The 20,155-nt window shown below is 65.2% G+C and carries 17 protein-coding genes; 15 read left to right on the forward strand and 2 right to left on the reverse strand.

Translation table 11 applies throughout. From position 1 onward, the window contains the following. The first annotated feature begins 11 nt into the window (after positions 1-11). From pheA to BLW02_RS08595, 14 genes are all read left to right on the forward strand, one after another. Positions 12-1,109, forward strand: a complete 1,098-nt coding sequence (gene pheA / locus BLW02_RS08530) for a prephenate dehydratase (protein ID WP_092697914.1) — start codon at positions 12-14, stop codon at positions 1,107-1,109. Between the two features lie 9 nt (positions 1,110-1,118). Beyond that, positions 1,119-1,991, forward strand: a complete 873-nt coding sequence (locus BLW02_RS08535) for a prephenate dehydrogenase (protein ID WP_092697915.1) — start codon at positions 1,119-1,121, stop codon at positions 1,989-1,991. A 156-nt stretch (positions 1,992-2,147) separates the two neighbouring features. Further along, positions 2,148-4,178, forward strand: a complete 2,031-nt coding sequence (locus tag BLW02_RS08540; protein WP_092697916.1) for a bifunctional 3-phosphoshikimate 1-carboxyvinyltransferase/cytidylate kinase — start codon at positions 2,148-2,150, stop codon at positions 4,176-4,178. Positions 4,179-4,370: 192 nt separating this feature from the next. Beyond that, complete coding sequence (rpsA, locus tag BLW02_RS08545; protein ID WP_255346467.1) at positions 4,371-6,071, forward strand: 30S ribosomal protein S1; 1,701 nt, start codon at positions 4,371-4,373, stop codon at positions 6,069-6,071. 90 nt (positions 6,072-6,161) lie between these two features. Then, positions 6,162-6,467: an integration host factor subunit beta gene (locus tag BLW02_RS08550; protein WP_026436927.1), complete on the forward strand. Its 306-nt coding sequence runs from the start codon at positions 6,162-6,164 to the stop codon at positions 6,465-6,467. A gap of 155 nt (positions 6,468-6,622) precedes the next feature. Next, positions 6,623-6,934 carry a LapA family protein gene (locus BLW02_RS08555; RefSeq protein WP_092697917.1) on the forward strand — a complete coding sequence of 104 codons (312 nt, stop codon included), beginning with the start codon at positions 6,623-6,625 and terminating at the stop codon, positions 6,932-6,934. Continuing rightward, positions 6,924-8,081, forward strand: a complete 1,158-nt coding sequence (lapB, locus tag BLW02_RS08560; protein ID WP_092697918.1) for a lipopolysaccharide assembly protein LapB — start codon at positions 6,924-6,926, stop codon at positions 8,079-8,081. The genes BLW02_RS08555 and lapB overlap by 11 nt, the downstream gene beginning before the upstream one ends. Before the next feature lie 78 nt (positions 8,082-8,159). After that, on the forward strand, positions 8,160-8,474 hold the full coding sequence (locus BLW02_RS08565) for a ComEA family DNA-binding protein (RefSeq protein WP_092697919.1): 315 nt from the start codon (positions 8,160-8,162) through the stop codon (positions 8,472-8,474). A gap of 139 nt (positions 8,475-8,613) precedes the next feature. Then, positions 8,614-11,565, forward strand: coding sequence for a monovalent cation/H+ antiporter subunit A (locus BLW02_RS08570; protein WP_092697920.1), 2,952 nt, complete (start codon positions 8,614-8,616; stop codon positions 11,563-11,565). Next, entirely contained in the window at positions 11,565-11,930 is a 366-nt protein-coding gene (locus tag BLW02_RS08575; protein WP_092697921.1) for a Na+/H+ antiporter subunit C, read from the forward strand. Before BLW02_RS08570 ends, BLW02_RS08575 begins: the two co-directional genes overlap by 1 nt. Before the next feature lie 61 nt (positions 11,931-11,991). Beyond that, entirely contained in the window at positions 11,992-13,725 is a 1,734-nt protein-coding gene (locus BLW02_RS08580; RefSeq protein WP_092697922.1) for a monovalent cation/H+ antiporter subunit D, read from the forward strand. After that, positions 13,722-14,210: a Na+/H+ antiporter subunit E gene (locus BLW02_RS08585; RefSeq protein WP_092697923.1), complete on the forward strand. Its 489-nt coding sequence runs from the start codon at positions 13,722-13,724 to the stop codon at positions 14,208-14,210. The genes BLW02_RS08580 and BLW02_RS08585 overlap by 4 nt, the downstream gene beginning before the upstream one ends. Beyond that, on the forward strand, positions 14,207-14,488 hold the full coding sequence (locus tag BLW02_RS08590) for a K+/H+ antiporter subunit F (RefSeq protein ID WP_092697924.1): 282 nt from the start codon (positions 14,207-14,209) through the stop codon (positions 14,486-14,488). Before BLW02_RS08585 ends, BLW02_RS08590 begins: the two co-directional genes overlap by 4 nt. Then, positions 14,485-14,856 carry a monovalent cation/H(+) antiporter subunit G gene (locus tag BLW02_RS08595; protein ID WP_092697925.1) on the forward strand — a complete coding sequence of 124 codons (372 nt, stop codon included), beginning with the start codon at positions 14,485-14,487 and terminating at the stop codon, positions 14,854-14,856. Before BLW02_RS08590 ends, BLW02_RS08595 begins: the two co-directional genes overlap by 4 nt. Before the next feature lie 99 nt (positions 14,857-14,955). Here BLW02_RS08595 and BLW02_RS08600 read toward each other — a convergent pair whose 3' ends face one another. Further along, entirely contained in the window at positions 14,956-18,618 is a 3,663-nt protein-coding gene (locus BLW02_RS08600; protein ID WP_092697926.1) for a hydantoinase B/oxoprolinase family protein, read from the reverse strand. A gap of 188 nt (positions 18,619-18,806) precedes the next feature. Then, the gene (locus tag BLW02_RS20370; RefSeq protein ID WP_139285341.1) at positions 18,807-19,118 is read right to left on the reverse strand and encodes a hypothetical protein; all 312 of its coding nucleotides are present in this window, start codon (positions 19,116-19,118) and stop codon (positions 18,807-18,809) included. Positions 19,119-19,170: 52 nt separating this feature from the next. On the opposite strand from BLW02_RS20370, the gene BLW02_RS08610 reads away from it, so the two are divergent. Then, complete coding sequence (locus BLW02_RS08610; protein WP_092697928.1) at positions 19,171-20,154, forward strand: TRAP transporter substrate-binding protein; 984 nt, start codon at positions 19,171-19,173, stop codon at positions 20,152-20,154. Position 20,155: the final 1 nt, after the last annotated feature.

Here is a 20,155-nt window from a genome sequence, read left to right on the forward strand (position 1 = left end):
CGCCGTCATCCATGAACAATCCGCAAGCCTCACCCGATCTCGCCAGCCTGCGCGTGCAGATCGACAACATCGACCAGCAACTGCTCACGCTGCTCAACCAGCGCGCGCTGGTGGCCGAGCGGGTGGGCGAAGTCAAGAAGCGCGAAGGCACGCCCTTCTTCCGCCCCGACCGCGTGGCGCAGGTGATCGAGAAGATCCAGACCGCCAACCCCGGTCCGCTCAAGGGCGCCCATGTGGCAGCCATCTGGCGCGAGATCATGTCGGCCTGCCTGGCGCTCGAATCACCCCAGCGCGTGGCCGTGCTCGGCCCCGAAGGCACCTTCTGCGAACAGGCGGCCATCGAATACTTTGGCGGTGCTGCCGACCTGATGTATTGCGCCAACTTCGACGAAGTCTTTCATGCCACCGCTGCTGGCAGCGCGCAATACGGGGTGGTGGGCGTGGAGAACTCCACCGAAGGCGTGGTCACCCGCTCGCTCGACATGTTCCTGCACACGCCCGCCCATGTGGTGGGCGAGGTCAGCCTGCTGATCCGGCACAACCTGCTGCGCCAGACCAATGCGCTCGACGGCATCGAGGCCGTGCTGGCCCACCCCCAGGCCCTCGCGCAGTGCCAGGCCTGGCTGACCAAGCACCTGCCCCATGCCGAGCGCCGCCCGGTCTCCAGCAACGCAGAAGGTGCGCGACTGGCAGCCACCAACCCCGCGTGGGCGGCCCTGTCCAGCGAGCGCGCAGCCCAGCAGTTCGGCCTGCACATCGTGGCCCACGCCATCCAGGACGATGCCTACAACCGCACGCGGTTCGCCATCATCTGCCTGCCCCACACGCTGCAGACGCCGCCCCCCTCGGGCAAGGACTGCACCAGCCTCATCGTGTCCGTCCCCAACCGGCCCGGCGCCGTGCATGACCTGCTCGTGCCGCTCAAGACCCATGGCGTCTCGATGACCCGCTTTGAATCACGCCCTGCCCGCACGGGCCAGTGGGAGTACTACTTCTACATCGACCTTGACGGCCATCCCGCCCAGCCCCATGTGGCGCGGGCGCTGGAAGAACTGCGCAGCCTGTGCGCGTTCTACAAGGTGCTGGGCACCTACCCTGTCTCAGCCTGAGGAGCCCGCATGTTTGAACAGCTCGGACTGATTGGCTGTGGCCTCATGGGCGGCTCGTTTGCGCTGGCGATGAAAAAGGCCGGCCTCGTCAAACGGGTGGTCGGCTACAGCAAGTCCCCCTCTACCACCGACCGCGCCCGCCAGCTGGGCGTGATTGATGTCGAGGCCCCTTCGGCCCTGCTGGCCGTGGCGGGGGCCGACATTGTGCTGGTGGCCGTTCCCGTTGCTGCCACAGAGGCCACACTCAAGGCCATCAAGCACCTCGTCACCCCGCAGATGCTGATCATGGACGTGGGCTCCACCAAGGCCGACGTGGTGCAGGCGGCCCGCCGCGCACTGCGTGACCAGCTGGGCTCGTTCGTGCCCGCCCACCCGATTACCGGGCGCGAGGTCTCCGGGGTGGAACACGCCGATGCCGAGCTCTACAGTGGCCGGCAGGTCATCCTCACCCCCATCGAGCGGACGCTCACAGCGCAGCTGCACAAGGCCGAAGAGGTGTGGACGGCGCTGGGGTGCCGGGTGAGCAGCATGTCACCCGAATCGCATGATGCCGCGTTTGCCGCCGTCAGCCACCTGCCGCACCTGCTGGCATTTGCCATGATGAACAGCATCACCGGGCAATCGAGCGGCGATGACTTCCTGTCGCTGGCGGGCCCGGGTTTTCGCGATTTCACCCGCATCGCTGCAAGCGACCCCAAGATGTGGCGCGACATTTTGCTCTCCAACCGTGAAGAACTGCTGGCCCAGTCGCGGCTGTTCCAGCAAGCCCTGCAGACTTTTGAGCAGGCCATGGAAAAGGGCGATGCACAGCGCCTGGAAGACATGCTCACCCTGGCCAGCGAAACCCGTACCCACTGGCGCATGGGCGCGAAGCGGAAGTAACCCCCCTGAGTCGCCTGCGGCACCTTCCCCCCAGGGGGACGCCCCCGGTGGCCTGGCAAAGCCAGTTCCACGGGGGCACTGGTGCGGGGGCACACCAGTTGCACAGGCACCTGGCCTCAGAAACGCTCTTTGAGCTGGAATGGACGAACCACACCGATGTACAGCACCGCATTTCTTGATCTGCCGCCCCTGCAAGCCGCGTCGGGCGACGTCCACCTGCCCGGCTCCAAGAGCATCTCCAACCGCGTGCTGCTGCTGGCGGCACTGAGCGCCGGCACCACCACCGTGCACGACCTGCTCGCGTCCGACGACACCCGCGTGATGCTGGATGCGCTGCGCCAGATCGGCTGCACGGTGGATGAAGCGGGCAGCACCGTGCGCATCACCGGCCTGGGTGGCAGCGCACCCCGATCGCCGGCCCGACTCTTCATGGGCAACGCCGGCACCGCCATGCGCCCTTTGACGGCGGCGCTGGCGCTGCTGGGCGGCGAGTTCGAACTGTCGGGTGTGCCCCGCATGCATGAGCGCCCGATTGGCGACCTCGTTGATGCACTGCGCCAGCTGGGCTGCCAGATCGACTACCTCGGCAACGATGGCTACCCTCCCTTGCGCATCGCGCACGACCAGGGTGTTCCCGCCCTCTCCCTGGCTGCGCCCATCCAGGTGCGTGGCGATGTATCGAGCCAGTTCCTCACGGCGCTGCTCATGGCGCTGCCGCTGGCGGCAACGCACCAGGAGGTGGTCATCGAGGTGGTGGGCGAACTGATCTCCAAGCCCTACATCCACATCACGCAGCAGTTGCTGGCACGCTTTGGCATCGTGGTCGAGCACCAGAACTGGCAGCGGTTCACGATTGCAGCGGGCAGCCGCTACCAATCGCCCGGTGACATTCATGTGGAGGCAGATGCTTCATCCGCTAGCTACTTCATAGCACTTGGCGCAATAGCAACAAGCGCCAGTGATCAAAAAGGTATAAAAATACAAGGCGTCGGCCTCGATTCCATTCAGGGCGACATCCGCTTTGTCGAAGCCGCCCGGGCCATGGGCGCCGTGGTCACTGGTGGCCCCAACTGGCTGCAGATAGCACGCGGAGCATGGCCCCTGAAGGCCATCGATCTGGACTGCAACCACATCCCCGATGCCGCCATGACCCTGGCCGTGATGGCGCTGTACGCCGAGGGAACGACCACGCTGCGCAACATCGCCAGCTGGCGCGTGAAGGAAACCGACCGCATCGCCGCGATGGCCACCGAGCTGCGCAAGCTCGGCGCCACGGTGCAAGAGGGTGCAGACTTCATCTGCGTGACACCGCCCGCCCGCGAGCAGGACTGGAAGCCCGCGAGCATCCATACCTACGACGACCACCGCGTGGCCATGTGCTTTTCGCTGGCAGCCTTCAATCCAGCCAACCTGCCGGTGCGCATCGAAGATCCAAAGTGTGTCGCCAAGACGTTTCCAGACTATTTCGAAGCACTGTTCTCGGTATCCCGGGCAGAGACAGCCCGTATCCCGGTGATCTGCATCGACGGCCCCACCGCCTCGGGCAAGGGCACGGTGGCGGCGGCCGTGGCGCAGCGGCTGGGCTACCAGTTTCTCGACTCGGGCGCCATGTACCGCATCACCGCCCTGGCCGCCGCGCGTGCCGGCCTGACCATCGACGCAGAGCATGAAACGCGCATAGGCGCCCTGGCCCAGACCCTGCCCGTGCACTTTGACGGTGGCCAGGTGCTGCTTGGCGGCGACGACGTGACCGATGCCATCCGCACCGAAGAAGCCGGCATGAACGCATCCCGCGTGTCGGCCCTGCCCGCTGTGCGCACAGCGCTGGTTCAACTCCAGCACAGCTTTCGGCGCCTGCCAGGCCTGGTGGCAGATGGCCGCGACATGGGCACGGTGATCTTCCCGAACGCCCCCTTGAAGGTGTACCTGACAGCCAGTGCCGCCTGCCGCGCCGAGCGTCGTTACAAACAGTTGATTTCAAAGGGTTTTTCAGCTAGTATCGGCGACCTTCGCGCGGATCTGGAGGCACGCGATGCACGGGACAGTTCCCGCAGCGTCGCACCCCTCCAGCCCGCGCAGGACGCTCTGGTCCTGGACAACTCCCACTTGACGATTGATGAAGCCGTCGATCAGGTGTTGGCCTGGTGGCAGGAGCGGCAGCCTTTCGCAGTCTCTGCGCAAGGCTGAACAGTGTGGGGCCCTTCTTGAAAACGGGGCCCCCAGGCAGCGCCGAAAGGCCTTGCCACAGGCCCATGCAGCCCTTCTCGCGCGCCAGCGCCCAGGCTGTTTGGATCGATAACCTAACCCGCGGTTCTACCGCAAAAAACCACCGCAAGCAGCTATAAAAACAATAGCAATGGTGCTATTGGAATCCTGTTTGTGGCAAGGAAACACATGTCCGAATCTTTTGCCGCCCTTTTTGAAGAATCCTTGCAGCGCACGGAAATGCGCCCTGGCGAAGTCATCACCGCTGAAGTCGTGCGCGTCGAGCACAACTTCGTGGTCGTCAACGCTGGCCTCAAGTCCGAAGCCTACGTGCCGCTGGAAGAGTTCAAGAACGACAAGGGCGAAGTCGAAGTCCAAGTGGGTGACTTCGTCTCGGTGGCCATTGGCTCCATCGAAAACGGCTACGGCGACACCATCCTGTCGCGCGACACCGCCAAGCGTCTGGCCTCCTGGATGAGCCTGGAAAAGGCCCTGGAATCCGGCGAATTCGTCACTGGCACGACCAGCGGCAAGGTCAAGGGCGGCCTGACCGTCCTGGTCAACGGCATCCGCGCATTCCTGCCCGGTTCGCTGATCGATACGCGTCCGATCAAGGATCTGACGCCGTACGAAAACAAGACCATGGAATTCAAGGTCATCAAGCTCGACCGCAAGCGCAACAACGTGGTGCTGAGCCGCCGCGCCGTGGTGGAAGCTTCCATGGGTGAAGAGCGCGCCAAGCTGATGGAAACCCTGAAGGAAGGTTCCATCGTCCAAGGCGTGGTCAAGAACATCACCGAATACGGTGCGTTCGTGGATCTGGGCGGCATCGACGGCCTGCTGCACATCACCGACATGGCATGGCGCCGCGTGCGTCACCCTTCCGAAGTGGTGACCGCAGGCCAGGAAATCACGGCCAAGATCCTCAAGTTCGACACCGAAAAGAACCGTGTCTCGCTGGGCCTGAAGCAGATGGGCGACGACCCCTGGATGGGCGTGAACCGCCGCTACCCCCAAGGCACCCGCCTGTTCGGCAAGATCACGAACATTGCCGACTACGGCGCGTTCGTCGAACTCGAACCCGGCATCGAAGGCCTGGTGCACGTCTCCGAAATGGACTGGACCAACAAGAACATCGCTCCGTCCAAGCTGGTCACGCTGGGCGACGAAGTCGAAGTCATGGTTCTGGAAATCGACGAAGACAAGCGCCGTATCAGCCTGGGCATGAAGCAGTGCAAGGCCAACCCATGGCAAGAATTCGCACAGGACACGAAGCGCGGCGACCGCGTCAAGGGTCCCATCAAGTCGATCACCGACTTCGGCGTATTCGTGGGCCTGGCTGCCGGCATCGACGGCCTGGTGCACCTGTCCGACCTTTCGTGGAACGAAACCGGCGAAGCCGCGGTTCGCAACTACAAGAAGGGCCAGGAAGTGGAAGCCATCGTGCTGGCCGTGGACGTGGACCGCGAACGCATCTCGCTGGGCATCAAGCAGCTCGACGGCGACCCGTTCACCACCTTCGTGACCGTGAACGACAAGGGCCAGACGGTGACCGGCAAGGTCAAGACCGTGGATGCCCGTGGCGCTGAAATCGACCTCGGCGAAGACATCGTGGGCTACCTGCGCGCTTCGGAAATTTCCCGCGACCGCGTGGAAGATGCCCGCAACGTGCTCAAGGAAGGCGACGAAGTCACCGCTGTGGTGGTCAACGTGGATCGCAAGACCCGCAACATCCAGCTGTCGATCAAGCAAAAGGACATGGCCGACGAACAAGGCGCCATGGCCAGCCTGAGCCAGCAGTCGAGCCGCGAAAGCGCCGGCACGACCAGCCTGGGCGCCCTGCTGCGCGCCAAGCTGGACAACTCGGAAAAGTAAAGCGCTGACCCGTTAAACGGTCAGACAGCGGGCGCCTTGTGCGCCCGCTTCTCTTTCAGCCACTGATTCCCTGCCATGACCCAAGATTCCATGACCCGCTCAGACCTCGTTGAAGAACTGGCCGAACGCTTTGGTCAGCTCACCCACCGCGATGCCGAATTCGCGGTCAAGACCATTCTGGATGCCGTGGGCGACGCCCTGGTGCGCGGGCACCGCATCGAGATCCGGGGCTTTGGCAGCTTCTCAGTGAACCACCGCCCTCCCCGCATGGGCCGCAATCCGCGCAGCGGTGAAGCAGTGGCCATTCCTGAAAAGCGCGTGCCGCATTTCAAACCGGGAAAGGCACTTCGGGAGGCTGTGGACCAGCGAACAGCCGAGCTCGATCAACCCAACTGACGCAAAAATGCTTCTGATTTGATAGCTTCTGGCGATTTATGGATCGACGTTAGAGGCAATTTTCATGCGTAAGCCATGAACGAACTGCCTCGCCCCGCGCTGCGGTCAGGCCCGATGGCCGAGCTCTTAGAATCCCCCCACCACTGGGGATCTCCATGAAATACCTCCTGTGGCTGCTCAAGGCAGCCATTTTTTTTACGCTGTTTGCGTTTGCACTCAACAACCAGCAAGACGCCACCGTGCATTTTTTCTTTGGCACGCAATGGCGTGCGCCCCTGGTGCTGGTGGTGCTGACCGCGTTTGCCGCAGGACTGGCGGTGGGCGTCCTGGGCATGGTGCCCCGCTGGTGGAAGCACCGCCGGGCCGCGCGCCGCGCCCATGTGCCGCCACCAGCCTCGCCGGCGCCAGCAGCTGTCGCGCCCACCCCGCCACCATCCGCCGAAATACTGCCTCCCCATGGAATTTGATATCAGCTGGATCCTGCTGGGCTTGCCCCTGGCCTTCGTGCTCGGCTGGCTGGCCTCGCGCTTTGACCTGCGCCAGCTGCGCGCGGAAAACCGGCGCGCCCCCAAGGCCTATTTCAAGGGATTGAACTTTCTGCTCAACGAGCAGCAGGACCAGGCCATTGATGCCTTCATCGAGGCGGTGCAGAACGACCCCGACACCTCCGAACTGCACTTTGCCCTGGGCAATCTGTTTCGCCGTCGGGGTGAATACGACCGTGCGGTGCGGGTGCACGAGCACCTGCTGTCGCGCGGCGACCTCTCGCGCTCCGACCGGGAGCGCGCCCAGCACGCCCTGGCGCTTGATTTCCTGAAAGCCGGCCTGCTCGACCGGGCCGAAGCGGCCCTGAACCAGCTGGAGGGCACACCGTTCGAGGGCCAGGCCCGCCTGGCCTTGCTGGCCATCTACGAACGCTCACGCGACTGGCCCCACGCTGCAGGCATTGCCCACAAGATGCACGACGCCCGCCAGGGCGATTTCAGCACCCGCCAGGCGCATTACCTGTGCGAGCAGGCGCAAACCTGCATTGCACGCGACGACAACGCCGGTGCTTTGGCCTTGCTGAACCAGGCCGTGGACACTGCGCCAGAAGCCGCACGCGCCCGCATCGACCTCGCCCGGCTGCAACAGCGCATGGGGGACAGTGGTGCGGCCCTGGGCACCTTGCAGGCGCTGAGCCGGCATTCCCCCGCCGCAGTGCCTCTGGCCACACCCCTGATGGTGGAGACAGCCATCGCTGCGGGCAAGGTGCCCGAAATGCAGGCATTGCTGCAAGCGCATTACGCCCAGGCGCCATCGCTGGATGTGCTGGAAGGCCTCGTGGCCTTGCAGGCCCTGGACGCCACCACTGCGGACACGGCACGGCAGTGGTATGTCCAGCATCTGGACAAGGAGCTATCGCTGGTGGCTGCCGCGAAGTGGCTGGTAGGAGAAAAGCTGGAGCACGAAGAGTTCCATCCGCAGGTGCAGCGGGCGCTCGACCATGCCGCCCTGCCCCTCACCCGCTACCGCTGCGCTGCCTGCGGCTTCGAGGCCCGCCAGCATTTCTGGCAGTGTCCCGGCTGCCAGACCTGGGACAGCTACCCCGCACGCCGGGTGGAAGAACTCTGAGCCTGCCGCGCCAGTGCGCCCCGCTATGATGGCTGGGCGGCTTCATCGCGCCGCCTCATTCCACAGAGGAGTTGATCCATGCTGAAGAAACTGATGGTGATCGTTGCCATGCTGTATGCCGCTGCGTCGTTTGCAGCGGTCGATGTGAACCAAGCCACAGCCGCTGAGCTGGACGGCATCAAGGGCATCGGTCCCGGCCTCTCCGGAAAGATCATCGCAGAGCGCAAACACGGTGCCTTCAAGGACTGGGACGATTTCATCCAGCGTGTGCGCGGAGTGGGCGAGGTCACTGCCGGCAAGTTTTCCACCGAAGGCCTGAGGGTGAACGGCCGGACTTTCAAGGCATCCTCCACGGCACCTGCAGCAACAGCTGTCAGCGCTCCCAAAAAATAAGCACTCCACGAAATTACAAAACCCGCGGCAGCGGGTTTTCTTTTGGAACGGGTACAGCCGAGGCACAGGATGCTCTATGCCCGGGACCGGATGGTCTTTGCCAAGACTGCAGCGAAGCGCCCCGTAAAATCGTCGGCGCATGCCCCTGATCACCCTCATTCTTCTCCCCTTCATCGGCAGCTTCCTTGCAGCGGTATTGCCCGCGAATGCCCGCAATACCGAGTCCACCGTCGCGGGACTGATTGCACTGTTCTGCACGGTCCAGGCCGCGCTCTACTTTCCCCAGATCGCAGACGGCGGCGTGCTGCGCCAGGAGATCGAATGGCTGCCCGCGCTGGGCCTGAACCTGGTCATTCGCATGGATGGCTTTGCCTGGATGTTCTGCATGCTGGTGCTGGGCATCGGCACGCTGGTGGTGCTGTATGCGCGCTACTACATGTCGCCCGCCGATCCGGTGCCGCGCTTCTTCTCGTTTTTTCTGGCCTTCATGGGAGCAATGGCCGGCGTGGTGCTGGCGGGCAACATCATCCAGCTGGCGTTCTTCTGGGAGCTGACCAGCCTGTTTTCGTTCCTGCTGATCGGCTACTGGCACCACCGGCGCGATGCACGGCGCGGGGCACGCATGGCGCTCACCGTGACCGGCACGGGCGGCCTGTGCATGCTGGGTGGCATGCTGGTCATCGGCCACATCGTGGGCAGCTATGACCTCGATCATGTGCTCGCCGCCGGCGCACAGGTGCGCAACCATCCGCTGTACCTCACGGCCCTCGTGCTGGTGCTGCTGGGCGCCTTCACCAAAAGCGCGCAGTTTCCGTTTCACTTCTGGCTGCCAAACGCCATGGCCGCACCCACACCCGTGTCGGCCTATCTGCACTCGGCCACCATGGTCAAGGCAGGCGTTTTTCTGCTGGCCCGCATGTGGCCCGTGATGGGCGGCACCGAGCCCTGGTTCTGGCTGGTGGGCGGCGCCGGCCTGGCCACCCTTCTGGTGGGCGGCTATGCCGCGATGTTCCAGAACGATCTCAAGGGCCTGCTCGCCTATTCGACCATTTCGCACCTGGGACTCATCACCCTGCTGCTGGGCCTGAACAGCCCGCTGGCCGCTGTGGCCGCCGTCTTTCACATCATGAACCACGCCACCTTCAAGGCGTCGCTGTTCATGGCCGCCGGCATCGTGGACCATGAGAGCGGCACGCGCGACATCCGGCGCCTGTCGGGCCTGCGCTCGATGATGCCTGTCACCGCCACGCTGGCCATGGTGGCCAGCGCCGCGATGGCGGGTGTGCCACTGCTCAATGGCTTTCTGTCCAAGGAGATGTTCTTCGCCGAAACGGTGTTCCTGGACACGACACCGGTGGTTGGTGTCGTTCTGCCCATTGCCGCCACCCTGGCAGGCATGTTCAGCGTAGCCTATTCGCTGCGCTTCACGGTGGATGTGTTCTGTGGCCCGCCAGCCACCGATCTGCCCCACACACCGCACGAGCCACCGCACTGGATGCGCGTCCCGGTCGAGCTGCTGGTGCTGATGTGCCTCGTGGTGGGCATGCTGCCCGCATGGTCTATTGGCCGCTTTCTGGATGCGGCGGCCCGGCCGGTGGTGGGTGGAGAGCTTCCCGCCTTCAGCCTGGCGGTGTGGCATGGCTTCAATACCCCGTTCATCATGAGCCTGCTGGCCCTGGTGGGCGGAATGGTGCTGTACCTGGCGCTGCGGGCACTGCGCGCCGCTGGCCAGGTCGATGCACCTCCCCTCATCCACCACATCCCGGGGCGCCGCCTGTTTGACGGTGCACTGGCCCTCATCACACAGATGGGCCGCAGCGGTCGGCGCCTTTTATCCACCCAGCGCCTGCAGTGGCAGATGCTGTGGCTGGTCTGCGCGGCGCTGGCTGCCGGCGCCATGCCACTGTGGAACCAGGGCTTGCAGCTGGGCCAGCGCAGCATGCTGCCGCTGTCGCCCGCGTTCGTGCTGCTCTGGGCCGTGGGCATGGTCTGCGCCGTGGCAGCCGCCTGGCAGGCCAAATACCACCGCCTGGCTGCGCTGACCCTGGCGGGTGGGGCGGGTCTTTGCACCTGCATCACCTTCCTGTGGTTCTCGGCGCCCGACCTGGCACTGACACAGATCGTGGTCGAGATCGTGACCACGGTGCTGATCCTGCTGGGCCTGCGCTGGCTGCCCAAGCGCGACGAGGCCCTGCGCATCGCCACCTCTGCCGAGCAGGCGACCACCCGGTGGCGCCGCCTGCGCGACATGGTGCTGGCACTGGCCGCCGGCGGCGGCATGGCCTGGCTAGCCTTTGCCATGATAAGCCGGCCATTTCCCGACAGCACATCCACCTTCTTCCTGGAAAACGCCCTGACGCAGGGCGGTGGCACCAACGTGGTCAACGTGATGCTGGTGGATTTCCGCGGCTTCGACACCTTTGGCGAAATCGTGGTGCTGGGGGTGGTGGCCCTCACGGTGTATGCCCTGCTGCGGCGCTTTCGCCCCGCGCGCGAAACCATGGACCTGCCCGAACAGCAGCGCAACATGCCGGCCGACCTGCAGACCGACCTGCTCAACCCGCGCCATGCCGCCGACACCGCCGTGGGCTACCTGATGGTGCCTGCCGTGCTGGTGCGCCTCTTGCTGCCCTTTGCCACCGTGGTGGCGTTCTACCTGTTCATGCGCGGGCACAACGAGCCCGGCGGCGGATTCGTGGCGGGGCTGGTGTTCTCGGTCGCGCTGCTGCTGCAGTACATCGTCTCGGGCACCGCGTGGGTCGAAGCCCACCTGCCTCTGTACCCGCGCCGCTGGATCGGCAACGGACTGCTGTTCGCCCTGGGCACGGGGCTCGGGGCGATCGTGGTGGGCTATCCATTCCTCACCAGCCACACCTTTCACCTGAACCTGCCGCTGCTGGGCGACATCCATGTGGCCAGCGCCATGTTCTTTGACATGGGCGTGTTCACGCTCGTGGTGGGGTCCTCCCTGCTGATCCTCACGGCCATTGCCCACCAGTCGGTGCGTGGCCACCGCTACCACGCGCGCCTGGCCGAAGAAGCAGCGCTGCAAGAGGCCGCCCGGGAAACCCCACTGGAGACCACCCGCTGATGGAAATCGTTCTGATCATCGCCATCGGCGTACTCACGGGCTCGGGCGTCTGGCTGCTGCTGCGCCCGCGCACCTTCCAGGTCATCATGGGGCTGTCGCTGCTGTCCTATGCCGTCAACCTGTTCATCTTCAGCATGGGCCGCCTGGGCCTGGCGATCGACAAGGAGCCCGTGCTGCGCGCTGGCGTGCCGCAGGATCTGGCCCACTACGCCGACCCCATGCCGCAGGCGCTGGTGCTGACGGCCATCGTGATCGGCTTTGCCATGACGGCCCTGTTCCTGGTGGTGCTGCTGGCATCGCGCGGCATGTCGGGCACCGACCATGTGGACGGCAGCAGGGCGCGCGACGTGCAGGAGATGCCATGAGCTGCCTGCTGCACCCCCAAGCCATGCCCACGCCGCAGCGCTGCGCACCAGGGGCCATCCCATGAATGCCGGCCTGACCGCGCTGGTCGAGCAGGCGACCTCGGCACTGATGCCGCACCTGATACTCGCCCCCATCGCCCTGCCCCTGCTCACGGCCGCGCTCATGCTGCTGCTGCGCGAGGAGCAGCAGCGCCTGAAACTGGTTCTCAACATGCTGTCCACCGCGCTGGGGCTGCTGGTGGCCCTGGCCCTGCTGCTGTGGTCCAACCAGCCCGGCGCCACCAGCGGCATGGGCGTGTACCTGGCGGCCAACTGGCAGGCACCGTTTGGCATCGTGCTGGCCCTGGACCGCCTCTCGGCCATGATGCTGGTGCTGACCAGCCTGGTCGCGCTGGCCTCCATCGTGTTTGCGGGGGCCCGTTGGCACCGCGCGGGGGTGCATTTTCATCCCTTGTTCCAGTTCCAGCTCATGGGGCTGGCGGGCGCCTTTCTCACGGCCGACCTGTTCAACCTGTTCGTATTCTTCGAGATCATGCTGGCCGCGTCCTACGGTCTGCTGCTGCACGGCTCGGGCCGGCCGCGCGTGCAGGCGGGGCTGCACTACATCGCCATCAACCTGGCGGCGTCCTCGCTGTTCCTGGTGGGCGTGTCGATGCTGTATGGCATCACCGGCACGCTGAACATGGCCGACCTGGCGCAGACCATTCCGCTGGTGGCCGCCGCCGACCGCGGCCTGCTGCATACGGCGGCAGCCATCCTGGCCACGGCCTTTCTCATCAAGGCAGCGGTGTGGCCGCTCAACTTCTGGCTGGTGCCGGCCTACAGCGCCGCCACGGCCCCCGTGGGCGCCTTGTTTGCGCTGATGACCAAGGTGGGCATCTACACCATCCTGCGGCTGTGGACCTTGCTGTTCAGCAGCGAGGCCGGTGCCTCGGCGCTGTTCGGCAGCCTGTGGCTGATCGCCGGCGGCATGCTGACCATGGCCTTTGGCGCGGTGGGCATGCTGGGTTCGCAGCGGTTGTCGCACCTGGCCGGATTTGCCGCCATCCTGTCGTCCGGCACCCTGCTGGCGGCGGCAGGCTTTGGCCAGAACCTGCTCACCGCCGGGCTGCTGTATTACCTGCCCAGTTCCACGCTGGCCGTCGCAGCCCTGTTCCTCACCGCCGACCTCATCGACCGCTGGCGCAACGACGGTGCCAGCTACGCGCCATTCGAGCAGGCCGACAACGCGCCCTTCCTCAACGCCGAGCTCGTTCCCACCGAAGGCCTGAACCTCGACGCGGACGAAGAAGTGCTCATCGGTCGCGTGATCCCTGCTGCCGCCGCCCTGCTGGGCCTGGCGTTTCTGGTCTGCACACTGGTCATTGCCGGCCTGCCGCCGCTGTCGGGGTTTGTCGGCAAGGTCGCCATGCTCAGCGCCCTGCTCAATCCGCTGGGCCTGGGCTCTTCGGCCGGCACCCAGCCAGGCGGGCCGGGGTGGGCGCTGTTTGCCCTGATGGTCGCCACCGGCCTGCTGGCGCTGATTGCCCTCACCCGGGCCGGCATCCGCCATTTCTGGGCCACCCATGACCGCGTTGCACCGCAGCTGCGCGTGCTGGAGGGCCTGCCCATCGCCGCCCTGCTGGCGCTGTGCATTGCCCTGACCGTGCTGGCCGCCCCCGTGATGCGTTTCACCCAGGCCACGGCCGATGCCCTGCATTCACCAGGCACCTACATCCGCGCCGTGATGCAGGCAAAGCCCATTCCCGGCCCCACCACACCAGGCAATGCCGCGGTACCCCAGGAGGCCCCATGAAACGCCTGCTGCCCGCCCCCCTGCTGTCGACCGCGCTGTTCGTGCTGTGGCTGCTGCTCAACCAGTCGCTCAGCCCCGGCAACCTGCTGCTGGCACTGCTGGTGGCGTGGCTGATACCCCTGCTCACGCGCGGACTGCGGCCACTGCCGGTGCGCATTCGCCGCCCCGGCACCGTGCTGCGGCTGGGCCTGACGGTGGTGGCCGACACGGTCGCATCCAACCTGTCCGTGGCGCGGCTGCTGCTTTCTCCCGGGCGACCACGGCATGGTGCCGACTTCGTGCTCATTCCCCTGGAATTGCGCGACCCCAATGCGCTGGCCGTGCTGGCCATGATCGTCTGCATCACGCCCGGTACCGCCTGGGCCGAGCTCTCGCTGGACGGCTCCATGCTCATGCTGCATGCCCTGGAGGTGGATGATCCCCAGACCCTGATCGACCACGTCAAGCAGTGCTACGAGCGGCCGCTGATGGAGATTTTTGAATGACCCACCCTGTTCTTTCGTGGGCCCTGCCCATTGCCCTGTGCATGCTGGTGCTGGCCATGGTGCTCGCCCTGGTGCGGCTGCTCAAGGGTCCGTCGGCGCAAGACCGCGTGCTGGCGCTCGACTGCATGTACCTCAACGGCATGCTGCTGGCGCTGGTGCTGGGCGTTCTCTATGGCAGCAGCACCTATTTCGAGGGGGCGCTGCTGATCGCGCTGTTCAGCTTCGTGGGCACGACGGCCATGGCCAAATTTCTGCTGCGCGGCGAGGTGATCGAATGACCGAAGCCGCGCTGCCGCTGTGGGCAGAAATCATCATCGCGGTGCTGTTGCTGGCGGGCTCGGCGATTGCGCTGCTGGGCTCCTGGGGCTTGCTGCGCCTCAAGACCTATTTCGAGCGCGTGCATGCGCCGTCCATCATTGCCACCATGGGCTGCTGGTGCGTCATGCACGGCACCATCGTGTATTTTTCGCTGCAGGGGCAAGGCCTGGCGCTGCACTCCCTGTTGATCGCGCTGTTCGTGGCCATCACGGTGCCCGTGACCAACATCTTCCTCATGCGCGCGGCCTTGTTCCGTGCACGGCGCGCGGGCAACGATGCGCCTCCCAGCCTGAGCCGCAGCACGGGTTCGCAGGAACGCGATTCGTGAAGGGCCCATATCGCCCGAAGTGCCGCCAATTACGCCTTGATCGATAGCTGCCAGCGCTTTACCCATATGCCCTGGCAGCCTATTTCACCTTAATCCTGCTCACGCAGTACCAAACCCGCCGCCTCCGGGGGTGTGGATCTCGAACACATCGCCCGGCTGCATCTCGGCCTGGCCGATGTGGTCGAGCAGTTCGACCCGTCCACTGGCGCGCACCACCTTGTTGATGCCGGGCGCGCCGACCTTGCCACCGGCCATGCCAAACGCCCCGTGGTGGCGCCCGTTCGACAGGATACTGGCCGTCATCGGCTCCAGAAAACGGATGCGCCGCACCCCACCGTTGCCCCCCGCCCAGCGGCCGCCGCCACCCGAGTTGGCACGGATGGCATAGCTTTCCAGTCGTACCGGAAAGCGGAATTCGAGGATTTCCGGATCGGTCAGGCGCGAATTGGTCATGTGCGTCTGCACCACGCTCGTGCCACCAAAGCCGCCCACCAGGGCACCCGCGTCATCGAACACGCCGCCTGCACCACTGCCGCCGGAAATGGTCTCGTAGTACTGGTAGCGCGCGTTGCCGAAGGTGAAGTTGTTCATGGTGCACTGGCTGCCCGCCATCACACCCAGCGCCCCCAGCAAGGCATTGGTGATGCAGGTGGAGGTCTCCACATTGCCCGCCACCACCGAGGCCGGCGGGTGGGGGTTGAGCATGCTGCCGGGCGGAATGACGACGTTGAGCGGCTTCAGGCAGCCCGCGTTCAGCGGGATGTCGTCGTCCACCAGCATGCGAAACACATACAGCACCGCAGCCATGCACACCGCCGTGGGCGCGTTGAAGTTGTTGGTCTGCTGCGGGCTGGTGCCGGTGAAGTCGATGGTGGCGCTGCGGTTGTGTGCGTCCACCTTCACGGCCACGCTGATCTGCGCGCCGTTGTCGAGCGGCAAGGTGAACGCGCCATCCTTCAACCGCGTGATCACGCGGCGCACGGATTCTTCGGCGTTGTCCTGCACATGGCGCATGTAGGCCTGCACCACGTCCAGGCCGAACTCGCCCACCATGCGGCGCAGCTCCTGCTGGCCTTTTTCGTTGGCCGCGATCTGCGCACGCAAATCGGCCATGTTCTGCTGCGGGTTGCGGCTCGGGTACTCACCGCTTTGCAGCAGCGCAATCATTTCCGCCTCGCGCAGCACGCCGCGCTCCACCAGCTTCACGTTGTTGATCTGCACGCCCTCTTCCTCGATGCGCGTGGAAAACGGCGGCATGGAACCAGGGGTGGTGCCGCCCACATCGGCATGGTGCCCACGGCTGCCCACATAGAACCTGGGCGTGGCTTCATCGGCGATGTAGACCGGCGTGATGACCGTGATATCCGGCAGGTGCGTGCCGCCGTGGTAGGGATCGTTGAGCACGAACACGTCGCCGGGCTGCATCTTGCCCGCGCCGGATTGCAAGTCCGTTCCGGCCTGGCGGATCACCGTCTGGATGCTCTCGCCCATGGACCCGAGGTGCACCGGCATGTGCGGCGCATTGGCGATCAGGTGGCCCGCTGCGTCGAACAGCGCACAGCTGAAATCGAGACGCTCTTTGATGTTGACCGAGTAGGCCGTGTTCTGCAACTGCAGCCCCATCTGCTCGGCGATGTTCATGAACAGGTTGTTGAAGACTTCGAGCAGCACCGGGTCCACCGTGGTGCCCACGGCATGATGCGCGGCACGGGCCACGCGGCGCTTGAGCAGCAGGTGATCCAGCTCGGTCAGCTCGGCCTCCCAGCCGGGCTCGACGATGGTTGTCGCGTTCTTCTCGGCAATGATGGCCGGGCCGGGGACCACATCACCGGGGCGCAAATCCTCGCGTACCACCAGCGCGGCGTCGTGCCACGCGGCCACGCCGTCGATGCCACCGGTGTACATGCGCACGGTGCTGCGGCGCGGCACCGTGCGCGCGGGTTGCAGCGCGTGGCGCGGCTCCACAGGCGCATCGCCGGGCACCACGGCCTCGACCGAGACAGCCTCCACCACCAGGCCCTTGCCCTGCATGAGGAAGGCAAAGCGCTGGCGGTAGGCGGCCTCGAACGTGGCGGTGATCTCGGCCATGGGGCCAAACGGCACGATGAGCGCGGAATCGCTGCCCTCGTAGCGCACATGCACGCGCCGGTGCACCACGGCTGTGCCGCTGCCCGACTGCTGGCGCTCCAGCTCGGTGCACGCGATGGTGGCCAGTTGCTCCAGCGTGGCGGCAATGCCCGCCAGCGCCTCGGGCCCCAGCTTGGTTTCCACCGCCTGCTCGCGGATCACATTCTGGTCAGCCAGGCCCATGCCGTAGGCGCTGAGCACGCCCGCCAGCGGGTGCACCAGCACGCGCGCCATGCCCAGCGCATCGGCCACCAGGCAGGCATGCTGGCCGCCCGCGCCGCCAAAGCACTGCAGGGTGTAGCGCGTCACGTCGTAGCCGCGCGCCACGCTGATCTTCTTGATGGCATTGGCCATCTGCTGCACGGCGATCTGGATGAAGCCGTGGGCCACATCCTCGGCACTGCGGCCTGTCTGCTGCGCCAGCGCGCCAAACTTCTGCACCACGGTATCGCCATCCAGCGCCTCGTTGGCCGAGTGGCCAAAAACTTTCGGAAAATGCGCGGGCTGGATCTTGCCGACCATCACGTTCGCATCGGTCACGGCCAGCGGCCCGCCCCGGCGGTAGCTGGCGGGGCCGGGGTTGGCGCCCGCACTCTCGGGGCCGACGCGAAAACGGGCGCCGTCAAAACCCAGGATGGAGCCCCCACCCGCTGCCACGGTATGGATGCTCATCATGGGCGCGCGCATGCGCACGCCGGCGACCTGCGTTTCGAACTCGTGCTCGAACGCGCCCGCATAGTGGCTCACATCGGTGCTGGTACCGCCCATGTCAAAGCCGATGACCTTGTCGTGGCCCGCCAAGCCTGCGGTGCGTGCCATGCCGACGATGCCACCCGCGGGGCCCGACAGGATCGCGTCCTTGCCCTGAAAACGGTGCGCATCCGTCAGCCCCCCCGACGACTGCATGAAAAACAGCGGCACACCCGGCATTTCTCCCGCCACCTGGTCCACATAGCGGCGCAGGATGGGCGAAAGGTAGGCATCGACCACGGTGGTGTCGCCCCGGCTCACGAACTTCATCATGGGGCTGGTGGCGTGCGATGTGCTGATCTGCGTGAACCCCGCCTGCTCGGCCAGGCGGGCGGCTGCCTGCTCGTGGGCGGTGTAGCGCCAGCCGTGCATGAACACGATGGCTACGCTGCGCAGGCCCGCGTCGTAGGCGGCCCACAGGCGCTCTTTCAGATGCGCCTCGTCCAGCGGCTCGATCATCTCGCCGTGTGCGCCCACACGCTCCTGCGCCTCGATCACGCGGCTGTACAGCAGTTCGGGCAGCACGATGCGGCGATCAAACAGGCGTGGTCGATTCTGGTAGGCAATGCGCAGCGCATCCTTGAAGCCCTTGGTGGTGATGAGCAGCGTGGGCTCGCCCTTGCGCTCCAGCAGTGCGTTGGTGGCCACCGTGGTGCCCATCTTCACGCACTCCACCAGTTCGGGCGTCACCGCCTCGCCGGACTTCAAACCCAGCAGGTGGCGAATGCCCGCCACGGCGGCGTCCTTGTACTGCTCGGGGCTCTCGGACAGCAGCTTGTGCGTGACCAGGCTGCCATCGGGGCGCTTGCCCACCACGTCGGTGAAGGTGCCACCCCGGTCAATCCAGAACTGCCAGCGGGGTGCGAAAGAGGGTTGAAGGGACATTTTTTTCTACTCAATTTACAGCCACCAGCGATTTACAGGTGATGGCCAGAGCTGTTTTTTATCTGAAATTGACTACCGCAACGCCGCAGAGCGCGCAGTCTGGTCATGCATGCCCGAGGGCACACGCCGCAAACGGACCCACTCGCCGATGTCACGGTTGAGCGCATCGCCGGCATTCAGCGCACCAATCAGGCCATTTTCGTGAATCTCGCGGTAGCGCTGTACTGGAGGCGATCCGCATCGACAGCGGCGAAGCTGGCTTCTTCGCCTTTCTTTTGCGAGATTACAACACCGAGCCCCCCATTTTTGAACGCTTCATTCACCAGTTGTGCAGACGAATCGATGGGGCCCGACGCATTGGTTGCACTGCCCGCAGATTTCCCGGAAAGCGCCTTGCAGAAAGCCCCCATGGCACGGGATGTGCATGTAGATATTGTGGGCAAATCGAAGGAAATCTGGCGATATTCAGGCAAAACACCTACCCCCCAAACGACCTGCATTCGATAGAGTGAATCCTCATATTTTTGACATCCAACCCTGCGGAGCTATTTCATGAAGCGTCGAATCTTCCCCGTCACCGCACTCGGATTGGCACTGGCTGCCGGCCTGTCTGTCACACCGGCTTTTGGCCAGACCAAGTGGGACCTGGCCGCCGCCTACCCGGCCACCAACTTCCACACGGAAAACATGGTGCAACTGGCCAGCGACGTGGACAAGGCCACGGGCGGCAAGCTCAAGATCACGGTGCATGCCAACGCCGCGCTGTTCAAGGCCCCCGAAATCAAGCGCGCCGTGCAAGGCGGCCAGGCGCAGATGGGCGAGATCCTGCTGGCCAACTTCCAGAACGAATGGCAGCTGTTTGGCGTGGATGGCCTGCCCTTCCTGGCCGACAGCTACGACGCGTCCAGGAAGCTCTACGCCGCCCAAAAGCCCTTCCTGGAAAAGAAGCTGGCGGAGCAGGGAATGATGCTGCTGTACGCCGTGGCCTGGCCACCCCAGGGCATCTACACCAAGAAGCCGCTGGCCTCCGCCGCCGACCTCAAGGGCATCAAGTGGCGCGCCTACAGCCCCGCCACCGCGCGCATTGCCGAGCTGGTGGGCGCCCAGCCCGTGACGGTGCAGGCTGCCGAGTTCTCGCAGGCACTGGCCACGGGCGTGGTCGAATCGACCATGACCTCGGGCGCCACAGGAGTGGACAGCAAGCTGTACGAGCACCTCAAGTTCTATTACGACACCCAGGCCTGGCTGCCCAAAAACGCCCTGCTGGTGAACAAGAAGGCGTTTGATGCGCTGGACAAGCCCCTGCAGCAGGCCCTGCTCAAAGCCGGTGCCGACGCCGAGGCGCGCGGCTGGGCCAACAGTGCCAAGGTCAACGCCGACACCGTGGCCAAGCTCAAGGCCAACGGCATGGAAGTGGTGGCACCACCTGCCGCACTGAAGGCCGACATGGGCAAGGTGGGCGACACCATGCTCAAGGAATGGCTCGACAAGGCCGGCCCCGAGGGCAAGGCGCTGATCGACGCCTACCGGAAGTAAG

It is taken from the genome of Acidovorax soli (assembly GCF_900107605.1).
GTDB lineage: Bacteria > Pseudomonadota > Gammaproteobacteria > Burkholderiales > Burkholderiaceae_C > Acidovorax > Acidovorax soli.